Raw genomic sequence first — 24591 nt, 5'->3', positions numbered from 1 at the left:
CAACTGGAATGCTATGCTCGCGGTCGGAGCGCAAACAAAAAAACACCGCGGTGGCTGCGCCAGCGCGGTGTTTGTAAGAAGTATCCCGAATGGGGGCGACTACTTTTTCTTTTTCGCTTTTTTGTTTGGCAGGTCTGTAATTGAACCTTCAAACACTTCGGCGGCTAGGCCTACAGTTTCATGCAGCGTTGGGTGTGCATGAATGGTTAGGCCGATATCTTCTGCGTCACAACCCATTTCGATGGCCAGGCATACTTCACCAAGCAATTCACCAGCGTTGGAACCCACCATGGCACCACCGATAATACGGTTGTTCTTATCGAACAATAACTTCGTCATACCGTCGGTTGAACCTTGCGCAATGGCACGGCCTGAAGCGGACCATGGGAACACTGCAGCTTCGTATTCGACGCCTTGCTCTTTGGCTTCTTTTTCAGTTAAGCCAGCCCATGCAACTTCTGGGTCCGTATAAGCAATCGAAGGAATGACTTTCGGATCAAAATAATGCTTCTTACCGGCAATCACTTCTGCGGCGACATGACCTTCATGGGTCGCTTTGTGCGCCAGCATCGGTTGACCAACAAGGTCACCAATGGCGAAGATATTTTTGACGTTGGTACGCATTTGCTTATCAACTTCAATAAAGCCGCGGTCTGTAACCTTCACACCGGCATTCTCGGCACCGATCTTAGTGCCGTTTGGCGCGCGGCCAACAGCAACCAATACGGCGTCGTATTTCACTGGTTCTTTCGGTGCTTTGTCGCCTTCAAAGGTCACATAGATGCCGTCTTTTTTGGCTTCAACTTTAGCCGCTTTGGTGTTCAACATAATGTTGTCGAACTTACCTTTAATGCTCTTCATGAACGGCTTGATGATGTCTTTATCGGCAGGTGGGATCAGCTGCTCAGTCATTTCGACAACGTCAATTTTCGAGCCTAGAGCACTGTACACACAGCCCATTTCTAAGCCGATGATACCGCCGCCTAAAATCAACATACGCTCTGGTACAAAACGTAATTCTAACGCTGCAGTCGAGTCCCAAACGCGCTCGTCGTCATGAGGAACGAAAGGCAATTTGATCGACTGTGAGCCAGTTGCCACAATGGCATGCTCAAAGTTGATGGTGGTCTCTTTACCATCGCTGTCAGTGACTTTCATTTGCTTATCGCTGGCAAACTCGCCGTTACCGGTAACGACTTTCACTTTACGCATCTTCGACATTTGACCAAGACCGCCGGTCAACTGACCCACAACCTTCTCTTTATGCTTGCGTATTTTGTCCAGATCAATTTCCGGCTCGCCAAAAGCAACGCCTTCGTCGGCCAAATGCTTCGCATCTTCAATGTGCTTGGCAAGGTGCAGCAAGGCTTTTGATGGAATACAGCCAACGTTCAAACAGACACCACCAAGGGTGCTATAGCGTTCAACCATTACGGTTTCTAAACCTAAGTCTGCAGCCCGAAAAGCTGCTGCATAACCACCAGGGCCCGCACCGAGTACGACCACTTGGGCATTAATTTCTTTGCTCATGACGACCTCTTACTTTCGTAGAATTTCGTTGAATTCGGTTAACTTCGCGCGGGGCCGATTATAGCAGCCCCAACGCGATTTGTTTAATTTATAGAATCATCTTGCGAATATCTGACAACACGTTGCATAGGTACACACTAAAGCGTGCAGCAACGGCACCGTCAATCACACGGTGGTCGTAAGACAAGCTTGTCGGCAGCGTTAAGCGTGGCTCGAACTCACTGCCGTTCCACTTCGGCTTCATCTCGCTTTTCGAGACGCCTAAAATCGCTACGTCGGGAGCGTTCACAATCGGCGTAAACGCTGTACCACCAATGCCACCAAGGCTTGAAATTGAGAAGCAGCCACCTTGCATGTCTTGGGCTTTCAATTTGCCATCGCGAGCACGGGTACTGACATCGATCAATTCTTCTGACAATTCATAGATGCCTTTTTTATCAACATCACGAATCACCGGAACAACAAGACCTCCAGGGGTGTCCACTGCAATCCCGATATGAATGTATTTCTTCATGATCAGGTGCTCGCCATCTTCGTGTAACGACGAGTTGAACACTGGAAACTCTTGCAGCGCTTTAGCAACGGCTTTCATGATGAAGACCAGAGGCGTAATTTTTACACCGTCTTTTTTCTTCGCCTGCAGCTCGTTCTCTTGCTTACGGAATTTCTCAAGCTCGGTAATATCGGCTTCGTCGAATTGCGTCACGTGTGGAATGGTGACCCAGTTACGATGCAGATTTGGTCCCGAAATTTTCTGAATCCGCGTCAAAGGTACTTCTTCAATTTCACCAAACTTGCTGAAATCGACTTTCGGTGGTGCAATCACTTGCAAGCCACCTGCACCTTGGGCTGAGCCTGCAGATGCTGTTGCTTTCGGCCGCGACAGTTCGTATTTCACATGCTCTTGCACGTCTTCTTTGAGAATACGGTTTTTGCGTCCCGAGCCTTTAACTTGATTTAAGTTAACGCCGAATTCGCGTGCCAAACGACGCACCGCAGGTGAGGCATACGCCAAACCTTCGGCTTTACCTTTTTTGTCCAACGGATGATCAGGCACAGGTGGTGCTCTGCGCTCGTCTTTATCGGTCTCTTCGGTACTCTCTTTGGCACTCTCTTTAGCACTCTCTTTGGCACTCTCTTCGGCACTCGCTTTAGACGCGTCTGACTTGGTACCTTTATCAGTGTCTGACGCAGCAGCTTGGTCTGAACCAGCGCCCGTCACTTCTAAGGTAATCACCAGCGAGCCTTCTTTCACTTTGTCGCCTGTGCTTACTTCAACGGACTTCACGGTTCCTGCTTGCGGGCTTGGCACGTCCATGGTTGCCTTGTCGGTTTCCAGGGTAATCAAGCCATCTTCTTTGTCGATGGTATCGCCTACCGCAACCAGTACCTCGATAACGTCAACTTCGCCGTCGTCACCAATATCCGGTACTTTCACCTCAATCACTTCGGTCTCGCCCTGGTCATCGTCAGAGCCGCCATCGTCGGCGTCAGACTCGGAGCGGTCTGCCCCTTCTGCATCGTCATCAGACGATGCACCGGCGTCAGCCGGCGCGGATTCCGAATCATCAGAAGAGTCCGAATCCTCAGACTCCTCGCCAGCTTCGAGCATCGCAATTAAATCGCCCTCACCAATTTTGTCGCCAACGCTGACTTTGATTTCGCCAACCTTGCCACCAAAAGGTGCTGGAATGTCCATTGATGCTTTGTCACTTTCAACGGTGATCAGGCCGTCTTCCGCCTCAACACTGTCGCCTTCACTGACTAAGATCTCAATGACTTCAACTTCGTCTCCGCCCACATCGGGGGCGAGCACTTCTTTTAAATCTGCCATGTTTGCCTCCGCTCCCGTCGCTTACGCGTAAAGTGGGTTGATTTTGTTGGTGTCGATATCGAACTCTTTGATCGCTTTGGTCACTTCTTTAGCGTCGATATCCCCTGCTTTGGCAAGCTCCGACAAGGCCGCAACAACAATGTACTCGGCACTTACTTCAAAGTGGCGACGTAAATTCTCACGACTGTCTGAACGACCGAAACCGTCGGTACCTAGCACGCGATAAGGGGTTGGTACCCAAGCGCGAATTTGGTCTGCGTACAGTTTCTGATAGTCGGTGGCCGCAATCGTTGGCCCTTTCGCTTTGGCTAACAGCTTAGTCACATAAGCTTCTTTAGCTTTGCTAGCTGGGTTCAACATGTTCTCGCGGTCAACGTCCATGCCATCGCGCGCCAATTCGTTGAATGACGTTGTGCTATACACTTTAGCGGTCACGTTAAACTGCTCAGCGAGGATCTCTGCTGCGCGTCGCGCTTGTTGCAGAATAGTTCCTGAACCTAACAGTTGCACTTCGCCTTTGGCTTTCTTGGCTTTGTGCTCTTCGAGCTCGTACATACCTTTGATGATGCCTTCTTCAACGCCTTCAGGCATTGCCGGCTGTTGGTAGTTCTCGTTCATCACGGTCAAGTAGTAGAACACGTTTTCTTGTTCGCCATACATGCGACGTAAGCCGTCTTGCACAATCACCGCAACTTCATAACCAAAGGTCGGGTCATAGGTGACACAGTTTGGCACGGTGTTAAACAAGATGTGGCTGCTACCGTCTTGGTGTTGCAAGCCTTCACCGTTCAAGGTGGTACGACCGGCGGTACCGCCAATCAGGAAGCCACGGGCTTGGCTGTCACCAGCGGCCCACACTAAGTCACCAACTCGCTGGAAACCAAACATCGAGTAATAGATGTAGAACGGAATCATCGGTTCATTGTTGGTCGAGTAGCTGGTCGCTGCTGCTACCCACGAGGCCATCGCACCGAGCTCGTTGATACCTTCTTGCAGCACTTGGCCCTTGGTATCTTCACGATAGTACGCCACTTGGTCAGCGTCTTGTGGTTCGTATTTCTGACCTTGGCTCGAGTAAATACCCACCTGACGGAACAAACCTTCCATACCGAAGGTACGCGCTTCATCAGGAATAATAGGCACGATGCGTTTACCGATTTTCTTGTCTTTCAACAATGCGGTTAACACGCGTACGAATGCCATGGTCGATGATATCTCACGATCGCCAGAGCCTTTCAGTACCGCATCAAAAGCTTTTAATGCCGGCATCTCTAACTCAACGTCGGTCGTTGGGCGACGTTTTGGCATGTAGCCGCCAAGGGAGTCACGACGTTCACGCATGTACTTCATTTCCGGGCTGTCGTCCGGGAATTTGTACAGTGGAATATCTTCCAAGTCTTCGTCTTTAATCGGAATATTGAAACGGTCACGGAAGTGTTTAATGGCGTCCATGTCCATCTTCTTAACCTGGTGGGCGATGTTTTTACCTTCGCCTGCCGCACCCATACCGTAACCTTTCACGGTTTTCGCCAAGATCACCTGTGGCCGACCTTTAGTGTTCACCGCTTTGTGGTAAGCAGAGTAGACTTTCACTGGATCGTGACCACCACGGTTCAAGCGCCAAATATCCTCGTCGGATAAGTTGGCCACCATTTCTTTGGTTGCTTCGGTTTTACCGAAGAAGTTCTCGCGCGTGTAAGCACCGCCTTTGGCTTTGTAGTTTTGGTACTCACCGTCGACGCTATCTTGCATGATTTGCGCCAGTTGGCCTTCGGTATCGCGATACAGAAGTGGATCCCAGTAACGACCCCAAATCACTTTAATGACTTCCCAGCCAGCACCGCGGAAGGTGCCTTCCAGCTCTTGAATAATTTTGCCGTTACCACGTACCGGGCCGTCTAACCGTTGTAAGTTACAGTTAACGATAAAGGTCAGGTTGTCTAAACCTTCACGAGTGGCAAGGCCAATCGCACCCAAGCTTTCTGGCTCGTCCACCTCGCCATCGCCCAAGAAGCAGTACACGCGCTGGTTCGAGCAGTCTTTAATGCCGCGATCGGTGAGGTACTTCAAGTAGCGCGCTTGGTAAATCGCCTGAATCGGCCCCAAGCCCATAGAAACCGTTGGGAACTGCCAGAACTCTGGCATTAATTTCGGGTGTGGGTAAGAGCTCACGCCCTCGCCGTCAACTTCCTGACGGAAATTGTTCAGCTGGTCTTCGCTAATACGCCCTTCGAGATAGGCGCGACCATAGATACCCGGCGACGCGTGGCCTTGGATAAATAAGAAGTCACCACCGTCTTGCTCCGTTGGTGCGCGGAAGAAATGGTTAAAGCCAACATCATATAGCATTGCCGACGAAGCAAAGCTGGAGATGTGACCACCCAGCTCGAGTTCTTTTTTCGACGCACGAAGCACCATTGCTAGCGCATTCCAGCGCACTGCTGAACGGATCCGCGCTTCCATGCTTTGGTCACCCGGCATGGTCGGCTCTTGGCTGGCCGGAATAGTGTTCAAGTAAGCGGTCGTCGCCGCATACGGTAGGTAAGCACCGCTACGACGCGCTTTCTCAATCAAAGACTCCAACAGATAATGACCACGCTCCGGGCCATCTTCTTCTAACACGACTTCGAGGGAGTCTAACCACTCGCGTGTTTCCTGTGGATCAAGGTCGTCTTTCAAATGATCATTCATACTCTATCCTTACCCAGTTTGCGTTCGACGTAATGACCGCTGAATGCGCGACTGCTCGCGATTCGAAGTCAATAACGCGTTTTCAATATAGGCTAGCAGTTGATGGCACGCATCGCGCGCCTGTTCAGGCTCGCCAGCCGAAATAGCAGTGACAATGTGCTGCCGATGTTGGTGTAATTGCTGCATGACGCCGGCTTTATGCGACAAGTCCTGCAGGTTTTGCTGAATATTTTGTTGTAACAGTGGCTGCATACTCCGCACTAAATGCAAGAGGATCACATTATGCGATGCTTCGCAGATTCTCAGGTTGAATTCGTTGAGTGCTTGCGCCTGTGCGACGAGCTCCCCAGAAGCATCGCGCTGCACTGCTTTAAAGCTTTCTTCGATGCGCTCAATGTCGGTCGCGGTACCACGCATGGCCGCGTAGTAAGAAGAAATGCCTTCGAGCGCGTGACGGAACTCTAGCAGGTCGAACTGCGATTCTGGGTGCTGTGTTAGCAGTTCTAGGAGTGGCTCCGCCACGCGTTTCTGCATGTTATCGCACACATAAGTACCGCCGCCTTGATGTCGCTCAAGTAAACCGCGCGCTTCAAGTTTTTGAATGGCTTCGCGCAAACTCGGCCGTGACACCGAAAACTGATGCGCAAGGTCGCGCTCTGATGGCAATCGAGCCCCAGCTTCAAGGGTTCCGTCGACAATCATGGCTTCAATGCGTTGCATGATTACGTCGGACAGTTTAGTCGGTTGTATACGGTCAAAAGCCATGGTTGCTCGTTACTCGTTGCTCGTTATTCGTACGCTTCGCTGTTCGTTGCTCGTTGGTGCATTGGTCTTACCATGCTTATTGTAGACTAGTTGGGTGGTGAACCCAAACACTAAATTGCTAGAACCAACCGGCGATCGTCATAACGGCGAGTAAAACAATGAAAAACAGCAGGTTACGCTTCAGTAGCGCGACAGTGGTCAGAGCAGTCGAAGTGATATCGTCGTCGTGACTTGGCTCAAGGTGTTCGGCGGCTGCGGCAATTTTGCTCAATGCCTCAAAGTTGTTTTGCGGCGTGTTGCCGACGGAGCTCAGCCATACTGGCAAGGCTTTACCAAAGTTCCCCACCATCAGGAAGCCGAACGACATGATACGGGTGGGTAACCAATGCACGACCAGTTGTAGTTGCGTCCAGGCTTTATTACGCGGGTGTTTCATGTCGCGCAAGGTGGCGTACGCCAAGACCCCAAACACACCAAAAATAACGTAATACAAAAGCGGCGCAAAGTAATAACGTAGGTGAACCCAGAGCAGCAGGTCATGCACCGGGGCTGCCTCGTGCCGTCCGGCTGCACGGCGTAATTGCCTTAATTGCTCGGCGGCGGCAGCGGTATCACCGCTATTGGCAGCTTCTAAGTATGCTTTGTAAGCTGCGCGAGCGGCACCACATTGCATGGTGGCTAGTAGCGCCAACACGGCAATCACAAACGACAGCAAGAACGAATCGACCAGCGTCACCACGAAGGTAATAATAAGTGCCGGCAGCACCGCCCAAACAATTTCACCCAGCAAGTGTTGGCGCCACTGCGCAATTTTTTCTTGGGAGTCACCGCCGACTTGGGTTTTCTTCACCTGCCACTGCTGCCAGCGCAGAACAATGCGGCGCCAGTGCAGGTTGCGGCTCAGGGTCACCGAGCGCTCTAAAGAATACGCCAATAAAATTGCCAGTAATTGCATTTATCTTCCCTCGCTATGCAGCACCGTGCAGTTGCTGCGCTACTAACTGCTTAAAATACTGCCAATCAAACGCTGGGCCCGGGTCGGTTTTGCGTACGGGCGCAATGTGCTGGTGGCCGACAATACGTTGCGGTGTGAGTGCTGGGTAGTGCTGCACTAAACTTGCCGCAACCTTTGCTAACTGTTGATACTGTTCTTTAGTGTAGGGTTCTGTGTCGGTTCCCTCAAGCTCTATTCCGATACTGAAGTCGTTACACCCTTTGCGCCCGCAATAGTGCGACACCCCAGCATGCCAAGCGCGCTTATCAAATGGCACATACTGCACCATGTGACCATCGCGGTGAATCACCATATGGGCTGCCACTCTGAGCCCTTGCAAAATGCCGAACGACGGATCCGAGGTGGGATCTAAGGTGCCCATAAACAGTTGGTCGATATAAGGCAGACCAAATTGGCCCGCCGGTAAACTGATGCAATGCACCACTAGCACACTAATATCCGTCGGATCACTGCGCTCGTCATGATGCGGTGACTGTTTCTGCTGCGCCGCTGTGTACCTGCCTTGTTGAATACGGCCTTGTTCACCTTGTTCAATACTGCCGACACCACTCATGTTATTCCTACCTACTGCCTTGTTTATCACCGGGTGACCATTGTCACCCCCGTCACGAGCCATTACAATAAGGCCTTTCATCGACGACCACAACGAGCACCAACATGGATACACGGGTACAACCAGAACTTCTCGCCGCCGATCGCCAGCACATGGTCACGCGCGCCCTTACTGAAGATCTTAATGGTCTATCCGCAGATCTCGATATCACTGCTCAGTTAATTCCCGCCAGCCAGCAAGCTCACGGAAGTATTATTACCCGTGAAGATGCGGTGGTTTGCGGCACCCAGTGGGTCGATGAAGTGTTTGCTCAGTTAGGCGCGCAGGTGGAAATTACCTGGCATGTAAGCGATGGCGATAAAGTGACGGCGAATCAACAGCTGTGTGAGCTTCGCGGCCCGGCCCGCGTCATGCTCACCGGTGAACGTACCGCATTGAATTTTCTACAAACCTTATCAGGCGTCGCCACCACCACGGCTAGTTACGTGGCCTTACTTGCCGGCTCGCACACCAAGTTACTCGATACCCGTAAAACCCTGCCAGGACTTCGCACCGCACTTAAATATGCAGTGGCCTGCGGCGGCGGTAGTAATCACCGAGTGGGGCTGTACGATGCCTATCTGATTAAAGAGAACCACATTATGGCCTGTGGCTCGATTGCGGCGGCAATTAATGAGGCGCGTCAATTAAACCCCAATAAAGTGGTCGAAGTCGAAGTCGAGTCGCTCGAAGAGTACCAAGCCGCGATGGCCGCCGGCGCTGACATTATCATGTTAGACAACTTCAGCTATGAGGATATTCATAGTGCCGTTAAGCAAAGGTCAAAAAATGTTCGCCTTGAAGTGTCGGGCAATGTTGTTCGCGAACAATTGGACGCGCTAGTAACTACTGGAATTGATTACATTTCTTCTGGGGCATTAACCAAACATGTGCAAGCCATTGACCTTTCCCTCCGTATTTCAGATGTCTAACTATTGACGACTTCCTTACATCTGCTATGTTTAAGTTGCAGTGCGCAAACCGCGAGCCCAGCTCGGGGATTGCCAGGCGATTGCTTTAAAAGGCAAAACCGCTGAGAAGTGGTGACGCAAAACCTCCGGTCCCCACCGGTTCTTTTCAACCTTTTACTGTAAAGGTACTGGCGGATAGCGGGGCTGCAAGTTAAAGTCTGGTGGATGGCGTGGCTTTTTCGGCTATAAATACGGTCGCAAGCGCAACCACAGTCTTTCGACTAGTGCAGGGTTTGTTGTTGGTGTGTTAGACCAACAAAGGAATGCCACACCGTACAACAATAATAATGTAATAGTTAATTACTTACGTCAGTTTCGGGAGATTTGACATGAAAGCGCAAGTACAAAAAGGTTTTACCTTAATTGAGTTGATGATTGTGGTTGCAATCATCGGTATCTTGGCGGCCGTCGCCATTCCACTTTACTCTGATTATACGCAGCGTGCGAGGGCAGCCACGGGTATAGCTGCATTGGGTTCTTATAAAACTGCTGTCGCATTGTGTTACCACGAGTCAGGCCAATTAAGCGGATGCAGCAGCAGTGGTTCAGTCGACGACGGTGATGGCAACCCGATTCCCACAAAGATTCCTGCGGCTTTAACAGATAGTGATGCAGTAAACGGTCTCAATAGCGCATCTGTCTCTGATGGTGTTATTGTTGCTGAACTTGATGCAATTGCTGCCGGAGATTCGGCTGGTAATATCACTGTTGAGCTAACTCCAAGTCCAGCAAGCGGAACAAATATGAATTGGACTATCGCCTGCTCTGATTTTGGCGATGACGGCTCAGATTCACGGATAGACGGATGCACATCAGCTTATTCTGGTAGCTAAATGTCTGTTATTTAGCAAGGAAAGGTGTTTTATAACCCAGAGGTACGGTGTGCCCTATCTCTGGGTTCCAACATACGAGTGAGACAGATTTTAAAACTATGCTACACCACTCCCTTGCGGCGCTTTTGCTGCGTGACAGAAGAATCCCTGAAGCGCAACTCAAAAGTTGTAGCGAGTATGCATGGGAAACCAAGCTCCCCTTTACCAGTATTCTGCTGGAACGCAAACTTATACAGCCTAGTGAGCTGGCGGCTTTCTGCTATCAGGTGTCCAACTGTCCTTGGTTAGATCTTGATGCTTTTAACGCCGAACAAATCCCTCCTCAATTTATCAATGAGCGGTTGATTCGCAAAAACCATGCGGTACCTTTGTATCAGCGTGGCAATGTGCTTTATATCGCGGTCTCTGACCCGACCCGTATTGAAACCCTTGATGAGTTTCAATTCCGAACCCGCTTGCAATCGGAAGCGGTGTTGGTGCAAGAAGACAAGCTACAAAGGCTTATTGATAAGCTGTTGGAAAATGAAAGTTCGATGCTCGGAGTTACCGAACAAGACGAACAAGAACTACGTGAAATTGACGCCGACGGCGAAATTCGCGACGACCACGGCGCAGTGAATGTCGATGGTAAGAACGATGCGCCTATTGTTATTTACATTAACAAAATGCTGCTCGATGCCATCAAGCGCGGCGCCTCAGATTTGCACTTTGAACCCTACGAGGGCGAATACCGTATTCGCTTTCGTATTGACGGCGTGCTGCTTGAAATTGCACGACCGCCGTTTGCCCTGTCGGCACGTATTGCCGCACGTTTAAAGGTAATGTCACAGTTAGATATCGCTGAACGCCGACTCCCCCAAGATGGTCGCATCAAGCTACGGCTTTCGAAGAACAAAGCGATTGATTTTCGCGTTAGCTCGTTGCCAACCATGTATGGCGAGAAAATTGTACTGCGGATCCTTGATTCGGCAGCGGCCATGATGGGTATCGAATCCCTTGGTTATGCGCCCGACCAGCAACGCTTGTATGAAGAGGCGCTGGCTAAACCGCAAGGGATGATTTTGGTGACCGGCCCCACGGGCTCGGGTAAAACCGTGTCGCTGTATACCGGCTTGAATATTCTCAATACCAACGAGGTCAACATCTCGACGGCCGAAGATCCGGTCGAGATTAACCTTTATGGTATTAACCAGGTGCAAATTAATGTCAAAGCTGGTCTCACCTTCGCTGACGCCCTGCGCTCGTTCTTACGGCAAGACCCTGACGTCGTCATGGTCGGTGAGATCCGTGACTTAGAAACGGCGGAAATTGCCATTAAAGCGGCACAAACCGGTCACTTGGTGATGTCAACCTTGCACACCAACTCCGCTGCCGAAACCCTCACACGTTTAATGAATATGGGAGTGCCGTCGTACAATATTGCCGGTTCGGTCACCCTGATTATCGCGCAGCGCTTGGCACGGCGCCTCTGTAACGAGTGTAAAGAGCCCGAAGAAATACCTAAAGAAGAGTTGCTGCGTCAGGGCTTTACCGAGGAACAACTGCCCCACTTAACCATTCACAAGCCCGTTGGTTGCGAGCAATGTACCAACGGTTATAAGGGGCGTACAGGTATTTACGAAGTTATGCCAGTGACCGAGGTCATTCAGGAACTTATTATGTCGAGTGCAGGATCGATACAAATTGCTCGGCAAGCGCGAAAAGAAGGCTATAATTCATTACGACAGTCCGCATTAGAAAAGGTCGCTGACGGCACCACCAGCCTGGCGGAGGCAAACCGCGTCAGCAGCAACTAAGGGTTGACCATGGCAACTGCAACTAAAAAAATAAAAAAGCTAGAAGACTTTAATGAGTTTCAGTGGCACGGACTCAATCGTAAGGGGCAAAAGGTTAAGGGCATCTTACGCGGTGACAATGAGAAAGAAATTCGAGCACGCTTGCGTGATCAAGGCATTAATCCGCGCTCAGTGAAAAAAAAAGCCAAGCCCTTATTCGGCCACAAGAAAATCAAAGGCGCCGATATCGCGCTGTTTACCCGCCAAATCGCCACCATGCTTGAAGCCGGTGTTCCCCTTTTGCAAGGCCTGGAGATGGTCGCTAGGGGTACCGATCACGTTAAAGTTCGCAACCTGATGCTGACCATTGCCGACGATGTTGGCTCAGGGTCACCGTTGGCTGCAGCCTTGCGTAAACACCCCGAGGTATTTGACCCGCTGTATTGCGATTTAGTCAATTCTGGTGAGGAGTCCGGCTCGTTAGAGGCGATCTTTGACCGCATCGCCACCTATCGCGAAAAGTCCGAAGCGCTAAAAGCCAAGATTAAAAAAGCCTTGGTCTATCCAGCTGCGGTCATTGTCGTGGCCATCGCTGTCACCATGATATTGCTGATTTATGTCGTGCCTCAGTTCGAGAGTGTCTTTTCCGACTTTGGCGCCGAACTACCAGCTATGACTCAATTTGTGGTGCGCTTGTCCGAAATCATGCAGGCCTACGCGGTGTATGTGATCGCCGGTTTCTTGGTGCTCGGCTGGCTGTTTGCCCGCGCAATGGTTAAAAGCGAGAGGTTTCGCGATAGAGTTCAAGCCTTATCGCTTAAAATTCCAGTGGTGGGCATGATTTTAGACAAAGCCGCAGTTGCTCGGTTTGCCCGTACCCTCTCCACCACCTTTGCCGCAGGCGTGCCACTGATTAGTGCGCTAGAGTCGGCCGCGGGTGCCTCTGGTAACTCGGTGTACCGTGATGCCATTTACCGCATCCAAAGCGATGTCACCTCGGGTATGCAAATGAACACGGCGATGATCAACGCCGATATCTTCCCCACCATGGCCACGCAAATGGTGTATATCGGTGAAGAAGCGGGCTCCCTCGATGATATGTTGGCCAAGGTTGCCGACGTTTACGAACGCGAAGTGGATGATCTAGTGGATAACTTGACCGCCTTGCTAGAACCCATGATCATGGTGGTCATTGGTATACTCGTGGGTGGGCTTATTGTCGCCATGTACCTACCTATCTTTAACCTTGGTGCGGTGGTCGGTTAATGCTCGAACAAATAAGTCAATTATATCCAGAGTTTAGCCATTTAACGCTGTTCTTAGGTTTGGTTTTAGGGTTGGTCGTCGGTAGCTTTTTGAATGTGGTGATCGGCCGTTTACCGGTAATGATGCAGCGCCAATGGCAGCGGGAATGTGCAGCACTGACCGCCGACGAAGCGGCCTCCCAGCCACCGCCGCAGCAGCAGCCACCGCAGATAGAAGCCTTTAGTATTGCCACGCCCGGTTCACACTGTCCCAAATGTAAGCACCCGATAAAGTGGTACGACAATATTCCAGTGGTGAGCTGGCTCTTATTGAAGGCCAAGTGCCGCCACTGCAAAGCGCCTATTTCACTGCGTTACCCAGCCATTGAGCTGCTCACCGGTGTGACCTTCGCCAGCATCGCTTGGTTTTTCGGCGCCAGTTGGCCAGCGCTTTACTATATGGTGTTTGCCGCCGTGCTTATCAGCATGTTCTTTATAGATTATGACCACATGCTGCTACCCGATCAGTTAACCTATTTTACGTTATGGCTCGGGCTGTTCGTCGCTTGGGGCGGCGGGCCCGTACCCCTCACTGACGCGGTGATGGGCGCTATCGCCGGTTATCTGTTTCTGTGGTCAGTGTATTGGGCGTTTAAGCTATTGACCGGTAAAGAAGGCATGGGCTACGGCGACTTTAAGTTACTGGCGGCTTTTGGTGCTTGGGCCGGCTATACGCTGTTACCGGTGATCGTACTAGCGGCCGCCTTTAGTGGCGCGGTGATGGGCATTACCTTACAAGTGTTACAACGTAATCAGCGTGGCCAACCGATTCCTTTTGGTCCATTTTTGATTTGTGGCGGTGTGATTGCCCTGCTCTGGGGTGAACCACTGCTACACTGGTATTGGGGGCTAGTGCGCATCTAATGTGGGTACTGGGCTTAACCGGCGGCATTGGGTCGGGCAAAACAACCGTCTCTGATCTGTTTGCCGCGCATGGCATTCAGGTGGTTGACGCCGATGTGGTTGCCCGCCAAAGCCTTGATAAAGGCAGTCCCGCACTGGAAGCCGTTGAGGCGCGCTATGGTAGTCAAGCGCTGCAACAAGACGGCAGCCTCAACCGCGCTTGGTTACGCGAAAAAATCTTCGCCGAGCCTGAAGAAAAACAATGGCTCAATGCGCTCACCCACCCGCTTATTCGTAAAGAAATGCTTAAGCAGTTACACGCAGCAACCTCGGCCTATGTAATCTTATCGGCCCCCCTTTTGCTTGAAAACAAACTCACCCAATTTTGTGATCGCGTATTAGTGGTGGATGTGACCGAAGCCACGCAACGCCAGCGCACTCAAGCGCGAGATCAGGTAAGCGCGGCACAGGTAGAGCAAATTATTGCCGCACAGGCCTCACGCGCTGAACGTTTGGCCGCCGCCGACGACGTGATTGACAACAATGGCGCAGTGTCGCAGCTGCCAGCGCAGGTTGAAAAGCTCCACCAGCAGTACCTACAACGCGTGGCTGGCTCAAGTAAAAGCCTGGAGACTTGAGATGAGTCACCAAAGCGACTTGTTTGACAGCATTGCAACGGCTGAAGAAGCCGTTATCATAGAGCCGATGACAGTAAAAACCGAAGGCGCCACCATTAATTACGAATATCCGTTACATGAGCGGATACGTACCTACCTGCGCTTAGAACACTTAAAGCAGTTGCTCAAACCGCAGCAATCGGTTGATGCCACGAACTATTCACGTTATTTCGATGCCCTATTCGCTATTCTCGAGCTCTGCGAACGCAGCGATGTGCGTACCGACGTACAGAAAGACTTAGACCGCCGGCGCGCACAGTTACAAGTATGGGCCCAACACCCCGACGTCAATCAGCAACAAGTAACAGCATTAGCCGAGCGCGTACAACACGCAATACAGAGTATCCAGCCGTTGACCCGCATTGGCAGCCATCTAAAACAAGACCGCTTACTTAGCGTGACGCGCCAGCGTTTCGGGATGCCGGGCGGCACCTGTAATTTTGATGTGCCGCAACTGCATTTTTGGTTACACCAAGCGCAACAAAAGCGTGATCAAGATTGCCAGCGTTGGTGGCATGAGTTTGAGATCTTATTTAATGGGCTCGAGCTGGAATTAGAGTTGCTGCGCGGGCAAGCCCATTTTCAATGGGTGGTGGCCGAAGGCGGATTACTGCAAGAAAGCACGGAACCCTTAAGCCTATTGCGGATTCGAGTACCTGAGGCGATACCAGCTTATCCGGTCATAAGTGGGCATAAACAAAGGTTTAGCATTCGCTTCTTAAGTTGTGCGCCACAACAGGGCAAGGCCTCTTTTGAAAACGATGTCGAGTTTGAGTTGGCACTCTGCCCGTGATTACAGAGGGTTTTCTAAAAGATCAATAATAGCTTGATTCGCTTCGGGGAACTGATAGGCGCCCAAGGCGTAAATTGGTACCCACAACCACTCCTGACCTTCGTTTTGACCAATTTCACCGCTAAAAGACGTTACCCGCCAGACATCCAGCATCACTCGCTTGTCTTGGTACTGGTGATGGATCACCGTTAACGGCGAGGCCGACTGCACCTCGATATTGCATTCTTCGCGGAGCTCACGCACCAACGCGTCGTAGACTGTTTCTCCAGCCTCAACTTTACCGCCGGGGAACTCCCACTTATCGCCTTGATGCAGTGCTTGATGGCGTTTGCTTATGAACACGTGACCGTCGGTGCCTTCAATGACACCAACGGCAACGTGCAGCGGATCAGAGTTTGCCATGACAATGTTTGTATTTTTTACCCGAGCCACATGGGCAAGGTTCATTACGGCCCACGCGAGGTCCAGCTTGTGCCGGCTCTGGTGGTGTTGTGGCCGCCGGTGCCGCCGCTGGACGTTCTGCTTCAGCGCTGGCGGTGGCACTAGCACTCTCGTGCTTGAACTCTTGCTGTTGGCGCGCAGCCGCTTCGCGACGTTTGGCTTCAACGGCTTCAACGTCTTCTTCAGCACGCACCCGCACTTTGCTTAGAATGGTCACCACATCGAGCTTCAAAGCCTCGAGCATATCGGTGAACAACTCAAATGCTTCACGTTTATATTCTTGCTTCGGATTCTTCTGTGCATAGCTACGTAAGTTGATGCCTTGACGCAGGTGATCCATTGCCGCCAAGTGCTCTTTCCAATGAGAATCGAGGCTTTGCAGCATGATGGCTTTTTCAAACTGGCGCAGTACTTCTTTGCCAACTTGCTCTTCTTTCGCTGCGTAGGCTTTATCGAGCTCGTCGGCGATTTTCTCGCGCAAGTTTTCTTCATGCAGGTTATCGTCTTCGTCTAACCACTGCTGAATCGGTAGTGGTAAGTCAAAGTCTGAGCGCAAGCGCTCTTCTAAACCTTGCACATTCCACATTTCTTCCAACGATTGCGGTGGAATATACTCAGCGATAACCTGCTCTATGACATCGCTGCGGATCACTTGTATGGTTTCTGAAATGTCGCCTTCGTCTAACAGCTCGTTGCGTTGCTCGTACACCACGCTACGTTGGTCGTTGGCCACATCATCAAATTCAAGCAAGGCTTTACGCATGTCGAAGTTGCGCCCTTCGACTTTACGTTGGGCGTTTTCAATCGCGCGCGTGACCCATGGGTGTTCAATGGCTTCGCCACGCTTCATGCCGAGACGCTTCATTAACCCAGCCATACGCTCAGAGGCGAAAATACGCATCAAGCTGTCTTCTAAGGACAAATAGAAGCGCGTTGAGCCTGGGTCACCTTGGCGCCCTGAACGGCCCCGTAACTGGTTATCGATACGGCGTGATTCATGACGCTCGGTACCAATAATATGCAAACCGCCGGCTTCAACCACTTGATCGTGACGCTTCTGCCATTCAGCTTTGACTTTATCAATGGTCTCTTGGCTTGGCTCTTCCAGTTGCTCAATCTCAACCTGTAAGTTACCGCCGAGCACGATGTCGGTACCACGGCCGGCCATATTGGTGGCGATGGTAATGGCGCCCGGCATACCCGCTTGCGCGACGATTTGTGCTTCTTTAGCGTGGAACTTGGCGTTCAGTACTTCATGAGGAATTTTTTTCTTGCGCAGAACGTTGGACAACAGCTCTGAGCTTTCAATCGAAATAGTACCCACCAGTGCCGGTTGCATCTTCGCCCGACACTCTTCGATGTCGGCAATAATGGCCTCGTACTTTTCTTCGGCAGTGATGAAAATCAAATCAGGGCGGTCGTCACGCACCATCGGACGATTGGTTGGAATCACCACGGTTTCCAGGCCGTAAATCGACTGAAACTCGAAGGCTTCGGTGTCGGCCGTACCTGTCATACCTGCCAGCTTGGTATACAAACGGAAGTAGTTTTGGAAGGTGATCGACGCCATGGTTTGGTTTTCGTTTTGAATCTTCACGCCTTCTTTGGCTTCCATCGCTTGGTGCAAGCCTTCCGACCAACGACGACCTTCCATGGTGCGTCCAGTATGCTCATCAACAATGATGATCTGGTCGTCTTTAACGATGTAATCAACGTCTTTTTGAAACAAATGGTGCGCTTTGAGGGCAGCGTTTACATGGTGCAACAAGGTAATGTTTGCCGCCGAGTACAGCGATTCGTCTTCACCGAGAATGCCACGCTCTTTCAAAATGGCTTCGACGTTCTCTTGGCCATTTTCGGTTAAGTGCAGCTGTTTGGCTTTTTCATCGATGGTGAAATCGCCTTCACCGCGTTTTTCTTCCGTGTCTTCTTCTTCAGCACGGGTCAACAGCGGTACGATTTCGTTCATTTTTTGGTACATTTCAGAGCTGTCTTCCGCAGCTCCTGAGATGATCAATGGCGTTCGTGCTTCATCGATTAAAATCGAGTCGACTTCATCGACGATGGCGTAATTCAGTTTACGCTGCACCCGCTCTTTAGGCGAAAACGCCATGTTGTCACGGAGGTAATCGAAACCAAACTCGTTGTTGGTACCGTAGGTGATATCGGCTTGATAGGCTTCTTGCTTCTCTTGATGGGGCATGCCTGGCACGTTAAAGGCCACGGTCATATCAAGAAACTCAAATAACGGACGGTTGGTTTCCGCATCACGACGCGCGAGGTAGTCGTTCACGGTCACAATGTGCACGCCATCGCCCGACAAGGCGTTAAGGTAGGCCGACAAGGTTGCGGTAAGGGTTTTACCCTCACCGGTACGCATTTCGGCGATGCGGTTCTCGTTTAGGATCATACCGCCTACGAGCTGCACATCGAAGTGGCGCATATTGTAGACGCGTTTGCTGGCTTCACGAACCGTCGCAAAAGCCTCTACAAGCAGTTGTTCAAGGGTTTCACCTTTGCCCAGACGTTGTTTGAATTCAGCTGTTTTTTGTTTGAGTTCGCTATCGCTGAGAGCTTCAAATTCTGGTTCTAAGGCATTAATCGCCGCGACTTGTTTCTGCAATCCCTTAAGAATGCGGTCGTTGCGACTTCCAAATACTTTGCGGAAAAGACTACCAAACATGTGATTATTTAATCCTGTATTTAAGTGATAGCAATGCTCTAACGAGCATCACGATAAACATACTTACTGGGGTCGATATGGCGTTCGTTGCGCAATACTTCGTAGTGCACATGCGGCCCTGTAGAACGTCCTGTACTGCCCAGCTTCGCGATTTCTTGACCGCGTGTCACAACATCGCCCTCTTGTACTAAAAGTTCAGCACAATGACCGTAACGCGTTCTTAACCCGCCACCATGGTCAATCTCGACCAACTTACCGTAACCGTAGCGTTCACCTGACCAAGTGACAACGCCTGCACCGGTTGCAAAAATACCGGCATCTTCCGCTAAGTTCGCAAAATCAATACCGTTATGCATGGTTGGCGACCCATTAAAAGGGTCTTTGCGTACACCATAATGTGAACTTAGCCAGCCGCCATCAACTGGGCGCCCTGCCACAAAGCTCTCTGCAGAGATATGATGATTCATTAGCACAGATTCAAGTAGCGCAAGCTGTTTTTGTTTGTCGTCCAGTTGCGCAAGCACTAATTCAAGGTCGGCCATTACGTCACCAGCACCCATATCGGGCGCATCTAAAATCGAGGCTTCTGGCCCACCCATAGCTATAGTAGCGCCGTCGTTACCGGCAAACTCATCCGCATCGATTTCAGCGCTGCGCGCGAGCCGCCCACCTAACTGGTCTAAGCGACGCAACTTGGCTTTCATTTCGCCCAGTTGGATGGTCATGGCGGTCAGCTTCTTTTCCGTATCGGCTTTAATTTGCTGCACTGCCTGCGACTGTGCGGCTAACTGCACTTGCTCTGTACTAATTCGATGCCGCACTTCACCCGGCTGGTTTGTCACCAAGTAGCGCCACGGCTGCACCATCATGAGCACAGCTATGCTCATAACGGCGGCCAGCGACGCTAACCGTCGGCGGCTCAGGCGTAGCCCAAATTTTACTTTGGAGCCTCTATAGAAGACTGTTAAACTCATGCAACCTCTCGTTGCTTTAAAACTAAGATAGTAGGGCTATGCCACGTCGCCGACCAAAAAAACTAGATCAATTGTTAGGCAGCCAGCGACTACAACAGTTTGCTGACTTTACCGAGCAACATCTACGCTGGCAACAGCTATTACGCGACTGGTTCGAAAAACAGTCGTTGCAACAGTTGCTGCCCCAATGTGAGGTATTAGCGGTTCGCGCACCGTCCCTTATTCTTCAGGTTTCATCGGCGGCCGTTGCACAGCGCCTAAAAACCGAACAGGCGGGCATTATAACGCATTTTCAAACGCATGCTATGCCTACCGTGACATCCCTTGAGATCCGCATTCGTCCTAGCCGTAATGTCAGCCCTACCAAAGCACCGGCAGCCGCTGCAAAACCTGTGGTAAAAGAGTCAGATACCGTACGCAAGCTGCGCGAGCAGGCGCAACTGTGCGAAGAGCCGTTACGCTCGCAGCTACTGGCACTTGCCGACAAATACAGTCATCCGTAGAAAGGAATTACAAACAGATTGGAGCTGGGCCCGAACCTTAGATTCGAGCCACAACAGCAGAGCTTAGGCGGTTACCGGGCTGGCAAAGGTAATTGGCGACTCAACGGCTTCATCTTCGAAGGTCACGAATTCCCAAGCTTCCTGGTTTTGCAATACTTCACGTAGTAACTGATTGTTCAGTGCGTGGCCTGATTTGAAGGCACGCAGGTGGCCAAGAATTGAATGACCACCCATGTACAAATCGCCAACGGCATCAAGAATTTTGTGTTTGACGAACTCATCGTCGTAACGCAAGCCGTCACTGTTCAAAATGCGGAATTCATCAAGTACCACAGCGTTATCAAAGCTGCCACCAAGCGCTAGGTTATTGGCACGCAAGAACTCGATGTCCTTCATAAAGCCAAAGGTACGCGCGCGGCTGATGTCTTTCATAAAGCTCGAGGTACTGAAGTCCATGCTGACTGTTTGCTTGGTATCAGCAATCGCCGGATGGTCGAAGTCGATGGCAAAATCAATGCGGAAGCCATCGTGGGGTAGTAGTTCCGCCCATTTGTCATCTTCTTCAACCCGAACCGGTTGTTTAATTCGGATAAACTTCTTCGCTGCGCCCTGTTCTTCGATGCCCGCACTCTGTAGCAGGTAAATGAAAGGATGCGAGCTACCGTCCATGATTGGAATTTCATGGCTGTCGACTTCAATAATGAGATTATCAATGCCCATCGCGGCAATTGCGGCAAGCAAATGCTCGACCGTTGAGACACGAACGTTATCGTCGTTGATCAAACAGGTACACATGCGTGTATCGCGCACCAATTCAGCGTTGGCACGGATATCGACCGCAGGTTCCAAATCAACACGACGAAACACCAGACCGGTATTTGCCGGTGCCGGACGCAGGGTCAATTGAACCTTGTTGCCTTTATGCAGGCCCACACCTGTGGACGCAATCGGCTGTTTAATTGTGCGTTGTTTCATGGCTCGCTCTCATTCTCACTATGTCGTCTGACCAGTAAAAGGCGCAATAGTTTACCGAAAAATTGCTTTTTCCGCAATTTTGTTGGCTGCTTTACCTAATTTTTACTAAGTCTTAGTCAACTTGACGTCGTAAAAATGCCGGAATATCAAGGTAATCCATGTCCTTGTTACTCTGACTCTGTGGCTTCGCGGCCGGCTTTTCTGCGTGCGTGTCATAGCTTTCTTGCTCGAGTTCTTCCGGCGCTTCGTCTAACACGCGTGCCGTTGCTGCACCGCTACCTTGGTAACCCGCTGAACGACCGTAGCCGGCGTCACGCTGTTTCTCACGATTGGCGTTATTCACCAACGAGATATCCGGTTTGCGTTCGGCACCAATGCCGGTCGCCACAACTGTCACGCGCATTTCTTCTGACATTTCTGGATCGATCACCGTACCGACAATCACCGTTGCATTCTCAGAAGCAAAGGCTTTCACCGTATTACCAACGGTTTCAAACTCATCAATGCTCATATCCATGCCGGCGGTGATATTCACCAGCACGCCGCGGGCGCCTGACAAGTCGATATCTTCCAGCAATGGGCTGTTAATTGCCATTTCCGCCGCTTCTTGCGCGCGCTCTTCGCCCGTCGCAATACCGGTACCCATCATGGCCGTGCCCATCTCACGCATGACTGCTTTTACGTCAGCAAAGTCGACATTGATCAAACCTGTACGTGTAATCAAGTCAGCGATACCTTGCACCGCACCTAAAAGTACGTTGTTCGCTTCGCTAAACGCAGATAGCAAACTGGTGCCTTTACCTAACACTTTCAGCAGCTTTTCGTTTGGAATGGTGATCAATGAGTCAACATTACGGCTTAGTTGCGCAATGCCTTCATCGGCGATCGCCATCCGTTTGCGGCCTTCGAATGGGAAAGGCTTAGTGACTACGGCGACGGTCAAAATACCGAGTTCGCGCGCCACTTCAGCTACCACAGGTGCAGCACCTGTACCGGTACCACCGCCCATGCCCGCAGCAATAAAGATCATATCAGCGCCTTGCAGGTGCTTTTTGATCTCTTCACGAGACTCTTCAGCGGCCTGGCGCCCAACTTCTGGGTTTGCGCCAGCACCTAAGCCTTTGGTGATGTCGTCACCTAATTGAATGGTGACGTGTGCACCATGGTTTCGCAGCGACTGCGCATCGGTGTTGGCAGCTAAAAACTGCACTCCTTCGATAGACTCGGTAATCATGTGCTTGACGGCATTACCACCACCGCCACCAACACCAATTACTTTTATCTCTGCATCGCTGTCAAAGTTGTCGACTACTTCGAATACTTCAGACATGTTATTTCTCCTTTTACCTGCTTAGTGTACTACCCCGAATTTATTTACCAAAGTATTGTTTTTATTAAAATTCACCTTTAAACCAACCATGAACGCGTTTCCATAACCCGATCACGTTGTTATCGCGTGTTTCATCCTGCCGTACTTGCAGATCTTCTTGCCCGTAACGCAGTAAACCAACGGCGGTTGCGTAGGTAGGATCTTGTACATAATCGCTCAAACCCTGCATACCGATGGGCTCACCCAAGCGCACCGGCATTTGAAAGATTTCCTCGGCAAATTCAATCGCGCCTTCCATGCGCCCACAGCCGCCTGTTAACACGATGCCGGCGGCAATTTGTTCGTCTAGGCCACTTTGCTTGATTTCATCACGAATCAATTCAAACAGTTCTTGGTAGCGTGGTTCAACCACCTCGGCCAAAATATGCCGCTGCATGACGCGTGACGGACGACCACCTACCGACGGCACTTCAATGTTGTCGTCTTTACTCACGAGCTGGCACAGCGCACAAGCGTATTTGGTTTTAATTTCTTCTGCGTGGTTAAGGGGCGTGCGGAAGATTTTTGCGATGTCACTGGTCACCTGATTGCCAGCCGCAGGAATCACCGCGGTATGGCGCAGCACACCACCGGTATAGATGCAGATATCAATGGTACCGGCGCCCATATCGACCAAAGCCACACCTAAGTCTTTTTCGTCTTCCGTGAGCACCGAGTAGCTTGATGCCAACGCCGAGAAAATCAGTCGGTCGACACGAAAGCCGCAGCGCTCGACCGCTTTTTCAATATTTTTGGCCATATCATTGGCACAGGTCACGATGTGAACCTTCGATTCCATACGGACGCCAGACATGCCAATCGGACTTTTAATACTTTCTTGTGAGTCAATCACAAATTCTTGCGGTAGCACATGCAAAATTCGGCGCTCTTGCGCGATGGGCACCGACTTCGCCGCATGAATCACGCTATCGACATCGTCCTGCGTCACTTCCGCTTCGTTAATTGGCACCATGCCACTTTCATTTTGGCAGGAGATATGGCGCCCGGAGATATTCAAGTACACCGAGGCGATACGGCAGTCGGCCATTAGCTCGGCCTCTTCCACCGCACGCTGAATCGACTGCACCACTAGGTTCAAGTCGTTGACGCCACCTTTGTCCATGCCTCGCGCCGGCGCTGCGCCGACACCAATAACACTGATCTCTCCGTCAGGCATGACTTCGCCAATTAACGTCACAATTTTACTTGTGCCGATATCTAAGCCAACGACCATGTTCCGTTCTGCTGCTTTTGACATGCCTACTAACTCTCTTGTTGTTGTTCATCTGGGTTGCGCCAGCGTACGGCGACACCCGTGTCATAACGTAAATCAACTGAATCTAACGGCGCCTGTTGGTGCTCTTTCAGTTGTGGGTACAAATCGATAAACCGTTGTACCCGTTCCAGCAGAGCTTCTCGCCCTAAACGCAAACTAGTGCCATCTTCGAGCAATACTTCTAATGCGAACCGCTCGCTTAGCTCTACTTGCGTCACGTGGAAACCATTTAAACCCAACAGCTCGCTGGTATTCCGGTAATGCTTTACCGCCTCAGTGACTGCATGTTCCGGTGCCGACAAGTAAGGCAAGCTTTTGTCCAATACCGACTTGTCGGCGTAAAACACTTGCCCTTCTTGGTTCACTAAGGCGTCATCGCGTTGGTTGGCATTCCAGTGCGCCAGTGGTTGTTGCTCCACAATAAAAATTTTCAAAATGTCGGGCCACTCTTTGCGTACCGACGCTTTCGCTACCCAAGGCATCGCCTCTACTTGGGTCCGAATTTTATCGACATCAGCCGAGAAAAAACTTCCCAAGGGTTCACCTAGCAAGGTTTCTCGCACCTCACCGGGTGTCATAAAATCCAATTCGCCCTGCACCACCAAACGCTTCAGCGGCACTTCCTGGGCATCCATTGCGGTGTAGTAAAGCCAGCCTATTCCGCTACATGTGCTGACCAACACCAACATAAAAAACGCCAGCCCCGACCAAAATTGCCAAGACTGAGTGCGCTCAGCCGTCGCCATC

The 24591-nt window shown here is 51.0% G+C and carries 21 protein-coding genes and 1 riboswitch; of the genes, 8 read left to right on the top strand and 13 right to left on the bottom strand.

The window, feature by feature from the left end; all coding sequences use genetic code 11:
* Positions 1-99 precede the first annotated feature (99 nt).
* The 6 genes from lpdA to ampD form a co-directional block, all read right to left on the bottom strand.
* Positions 100-1530: a dihydrolipoyl dehydrogenase gene (gene lpdA, locus PSI9734_RS07110; RefSeq protein ID WP_173920422.1), complete on the bottom strand. Its 1431-nt coding sequence runs from the start codon at positions 1528-1530 to the stop codon at positions 100-102.
* 88 nt (positions 1531-1618) lie between these two features.
* The gene (gene aceF / locus PSI9734_RS07105) at positions 1619-3364 is read right to left on the bottom strand and encodes a dihydrolipoyllysine-residue acetyltransferase (RefSeq protein ID WP_173920421.1); all 1746 of its coding nucleotides are present in this window, start codon (positions 3362-3364) and stop codon (positions 1619-1621) included.
* 21 nt (positions 3365-3385) lie between these two features.
* On the bottom strand, positions 3386-6055 hold the full coding sequence (gene aceE, locus PSI9734_RS07100) for a pyruvate dehydrogenase (acetyl-transferring), homodimeric type (RefSeq protein WP_173920420.1): 2670 nt from the start codon (positions 6053-6055) through the stop codon (positions 3386-3388).
* 9 nt (positions 6056-6064) lie between these two features.
* A complete protein-coding gene (gene pdhR / locus PSI9734_RS07095; protein ID WP_173920419.1) occupies positions 6065-6820 on the bottom strand; it encodes a pyruvate dehydrogenase complex transcriptional repressor PdhR in 756 nt (251 codons plus the stop codon).
* Between the two features lie 118 nt (positions 6821-6938).
* Positions 6939-7775 (bottom strand): regulatory signaling modulator protein AmpE, encoded by an 837-nt coding sequence (gene ampE, locus PSI9734_RS07090; protein WP_173920418.1) that lies wholly within the window; start codon positions 7773-7775, stop codon positions 6939-6941.
* Between the two features lie 13 nt (positions 7776-7788).
* Positions 7789-8388, bottom strand: a complete 600-nt coding sequence (gene ampD / locus PSI9734_RS07085) for a 1,6-anhydro-N-acetylmuramyl-L-alanine amidase AmpD (RefSeq protein WP_173920658.1) — start codon at positions 8386-8388, stop codon at positions 7789-7791.
* Between the two features lie 104 nt (positions 8389-8492).
* On the opposite strand from ampD, the gene nadC reads away from it, so the two are divergent.
* The 7 genes from nadC to zapD all read left to right on the top strand — a co-directional run bounded on the left by nadC (position 8493) and on the right by zapD (position 15623).
* The gene (gene nadC, locus PSI9734_RS07080; protein WP_173920417.1) at positions 8493-9359 is read left to right on the top strand and encodes a carboxylating nicotinate-nucleotide diphosphorylase; all 867 of its coding nucleotides are present in this window, start codon (positions 8493-8495) and stop codon (positions 9357-9359) included.
* Positions 9360-9440: 81 nt separating this feature from the next.
* Positions 9441-9550: riboswitch (cyclic di-GMP riboswitch) on the top strand.
* A 177-nt stretch (positions 9551-9727) separates the two neighbouring features.
* On the top strand, positions 9728-10231 hold the full coding sequence (locus tag PSI9734_RS07075; RefSeq protein ID WP_173920416.1) for a pilin: 504 nt from the start codon (positions 9728-9730) through the stop codon (positions 10229-10231).
* Between the two features lie 98 nt (positions 10232-10329).
* On the top strand, positions 10330-12027 hold the full coding sequence (gene pilB, locus PSI9734_RS07070) for a type IV-A pilus assembly ATPase PilB (RefSeq protein WP_173920415.1): 1698 nt from the start codon (positions 10330-10332) through the stop codon (positions 12025-12027).
* A 9-nt stretch (positions 12028-12036) separates the two neighbouring features.
* Positions 12037-13272 carry a type II secretion system F family protein gene (locus tag PSI9734_RS07065; protein WP_173920414.1) on the top strand — a complete coding sequence of 412 codons (1236 nt, stop codon included), beginning with the start codon at positions 12037-12039 and terminating at the stop codon, positions 13270-13272.
* Positions 13272-14174, top strand: a complete 903-nt coding sequence (locus tag PSI9734_RS07060) for a prepilin peptidase (RefSeq protein ID WP_173920413.1) — start codon at positions 13272-13274, stop codon at positions 14172-14174. The genes PSI9734_RS07065 and PSI9734_RS07060 overlap by 1 nt, the downstream gene beginning before the upstream one ends.
* Complete coding sequence (coaE, locus tag PSI9734_RS07055) at positions 14174-14791, top strand: dephospho-CoA kinase (RefSeq protein ID WP_173920412.1); 618 nt, start codon at positions 14174-14176, stop codon at positions 14789-14791. Before PSI9734_RS07060 ends, coaE begins: the two co-directional genes overlap by 1 nt.
* Before the next feature lies 1 nt (position 14792).
* Positions 14793-15623, top strand: coding sequence for a cell division protein ZapD (gene zapD / locus PSI9734_RS07050; RefSeq protein WP_173920411.1), 831 nt, complete (start codon positions 14793-14795; stop codon positions 15621-15623).
* Here the strand turns inward: zapD and mutT are convergent, their stop codons facing one another.
* The 3 genes from mutT to PSI9734_RS07035 are packed head-to-tail and all read right to left on the bottom strand — an operon-like array spanning position 15624 to position 19721.
* Positions 15624-16025, bottom strand: coding sequence for an 8-oxo-dGTP diphosphatase MutT (gene mutT, locus PSI9734_RS07045; protein ID WP_173920410.1), 402 nt, complete (start codon positions 16023-16025; stop codon positions 15624-15626).
* Positions 16012-18747, bottom strand: a complete 2736-nt coding sequence (gene secA, locus PSI9734_RS07040; protein ID WP_173920409.1) for a preprotein translocase subunit SecA — start codon at positions 18745-18747, stop codon at positions 16012-16014. Before secA ends, mutT begins: the two co-directional genes overlap by 14 nt.
* Before the next feature lie 38 nt (positions 18748-18785).
* Positions 18786-19721 carry a M23 family metallopeptidase gene (locus PSI9734_RS07035; RefSeq protein ID WP_173920408.1) on the bottom strand — a complete coding sequence of 312 codons (936 nt, stop codon included), beginning with the start codon at positions 19719-19721 and terminating at the stop codon, positions 18786-18788.
* Between the two features lie 38 nt (positions 19722-19759).
* Here PSI9734_RS07035 and PSI9734_RS07030 point away from each other — a divergent pair, with 38 nt between their 5' ends.
* Positions 19760-20224: a DciA family protein gene (locus PSI9734_RS07030; RefSeq protein ID WP_173920407.1), complete on the top strand. Its 465-nt coding sequence runs from the start codon at positions 19760-19762 to the stop codon at positions 20222-20224.
* Positions 20225-20287: 63 nt separating this feature from the next.
* Here PSI9734_RS07030 and lpxC read toward each other — a convergent pair whose 3' ends face one another.
* The 4 genes from lpxC to PSI9734_RS07010 form a co-directional block, all read right to left on the bottom strand.
* Positions 20288-21199 carry a UDP-3-O-acyl-N-acetylglucosamine deacetylase gene (gene lpxC, locus PSI9734_RS07025; protein ID WP_173920406.1) on the bottom strand — a complete coding sequence of 304 codons (912 nt, stop codon included), beginning with the start codon at positions 21197-21199 and terminating at the stop codon, positions 20288-20290.
* 112 nt (positions 21200-21311) lie between these two features.
* The gene (gene ftsZ, locus PSI9734_RS07020) at positions 21312-22529 is read right to left on the bottom strand and encodes a cell division protein FtsZ (protein WP_173920405.1); all 1218 of its coding nucleotides are present in this window, start codon (positions 22527-22529) and stop codon (positions 21312-21314) included.
* A gap of 64 nt (positions 22530-22593) precedes the next feature.
* On the bottom strand, positions 22594-23826 hold the full coding sequence (gene ftsA, locus PSI9734_RS07015; RefSeq protein WP_173920404.1) for a cell division protein FtsA: 1233 nt from the start codon (positions 23824-23826) through the stop codon (positions 22594-22596).
* Positions 23827-23831: 5 nt separating this feature from the next.
* Positions 23832-24590 carry a cell division protein FtsQ/DivIB gene (locus PSI9734_RS07010; protein ID WP_173920403.1) on the bottom strand — a complete coding sequence of 253 codons (759 nt, stop codon included), beginning with the start codon at positions 24588-24590 and terminating at the stop codon, positions 23832-23834.
* Between the last annotated feature and the right edge of the window lies 1 nt (position 24591).

Source organism: Pseudidiomarina piscicola (genome assembly GCF_902806985.1).
Taxonomy (GTDB): Bacteria; Pseudomonadota; Gammaproteobacteria; order Enterobacterales; family Alteromonadaceae; genus Pseudidiomarina; species Pseudidiomarina piscicola.
This window is presented reverse-complemented; position numbering and strand designations above follow the sequence as displayed.

Coding starts and splice junctions, on each gene's coding strand:
- PSI9734_RS07030 (WP_173920407.1), top strand. CDS start 19,760: ATGCCACGTCGCCGACCAAAAAAACTAGATCAATTGTTAGGCAGCCAG.
- aceE (WP_173920420.1), bottom strand. CDS start 6,055: ATGAATGATCATTTGAAAGACGACCTTGATCCACAGGAAACACGCGAG.
- PSI9734_RS07075 (WP_173920416.1), top strand. CDS start 9,728: ATGAAAGCGCAAGTACAAAAAGGTTTTACCTTAATTGAGTTGATGATT.
- ampE (WP_173920418.1), bottom strand. CDS start 7,775: ATGCAATTACTGGCAATTTTATTGGCGTATTCTTTAGAGCGCTCGGTG.
- PSI9734_RS07065 (WP_173920414.1), top strand. CDS start 12,037: ATGGCAACTGCAACTAAAAAAATAAAAAAGCTAGAAGACTTTAATGAG.
- lpxC (WP_173920406.1), bottom strand. CDS start 21,199: ATGAAACAACGCACAATTAAACAGCCGATTGCGTCCACAGGTGTGGGC.
- pilB (WP_173920415.1), top strand. CDS start 10,330: ATGCTACACCACTCCCTTGCGGCGCTTTTGCTGCGTGACAGAAGAATC.
- aceF (WP_173920421.1), bottom strand. CDS start 3,364: ATGGCAGATTTAAAAGAAGTGCTCGCCCCCGATGTGGGCGGAGACGAA.
- coaE (WP_173920412.1), top strand. CDS start 14,174: ATGTGGGTACTGGGCTTAACCGGCGGCATTGGGTCGGGCAAAACAACC.
- ampD (WP_173920658.1), bottom strand. CDS start 8,388: ATGAGTGGTGTCGGCAGTATTGAACAAGGTGAACAAGGCCGTATTCAA.
- PSI9734_RS07060 (WP_173920413.1), top strand. CDS start 13,272: ATGCTCGAACAAATAAGTCAATTATATCCAGAGTTTAGCCATTTAACG.
- secA (WP_173920409.1), bottom strand. CDS start 18,747: ATGTTTGGTAGTCTTTTCCGCAAAGTATTTGGAAGTCGCAACGACCGC.
- zapD (WP_173920411.1), top strand. CDS start 14,793: ATGAGTCACCAAAGCGACTTGTTTGACAGCATTGCAACGGCTGAAGAA.
- pdhR (WP_173920419.1), bottom strand. CDS start 6,820: ATGGCTTTTGACCGTATACAACCGACTAAACTGTCCGACGTAATCATG.
- lpdA (WP_173920422.1), bottom strand. CDS start 1,530: ATGAGCAAAGAAATTAATGCCCAAGTGGTCGTACTCGGTGCGGGCCCT.
- ftsA (WP_173920404.1), bottom strand. CDS start 23,826: ATGTCAAAAGCAGCAGAACGGAACATGGTCGTTGGCTTAGATATCGGC.
- PSI9734_RS07010 (WP_173920403.1), bottom strand. CDS start 24,590: ATGGCGACGGCTGAGCGCACTCAGTCTTGGCAATTTTGGTCGGGGCTG.
- ftsZ (WP_173920405.1), bottom strand. CDS start 22,529: ATGTCTGAAGTATTCGAAGTAGTCGACAACTTTGACAGCGATGCAGAG.
- mutT (WP_173920410.1), bottom strand. CDS start 16,025: ATGGCAAACTCTGATCCGCTGCACGTTGCCGTTGGTGTCATTGAAGGC.
- PSI9734_RS07035 (WP_173920408.1), bottom strand. CDS start 19,721: ATGAGTTTAACAGTCTTCTATAGAGGCTCCAAAGTAAAATTTGGGCTA.
- nadC (WP_173920417.1), top strand. CDS start 8,493: ATGGATACACGGGTACAACCAGAACTTCTCGCCGCCGATCGCCAGCAC.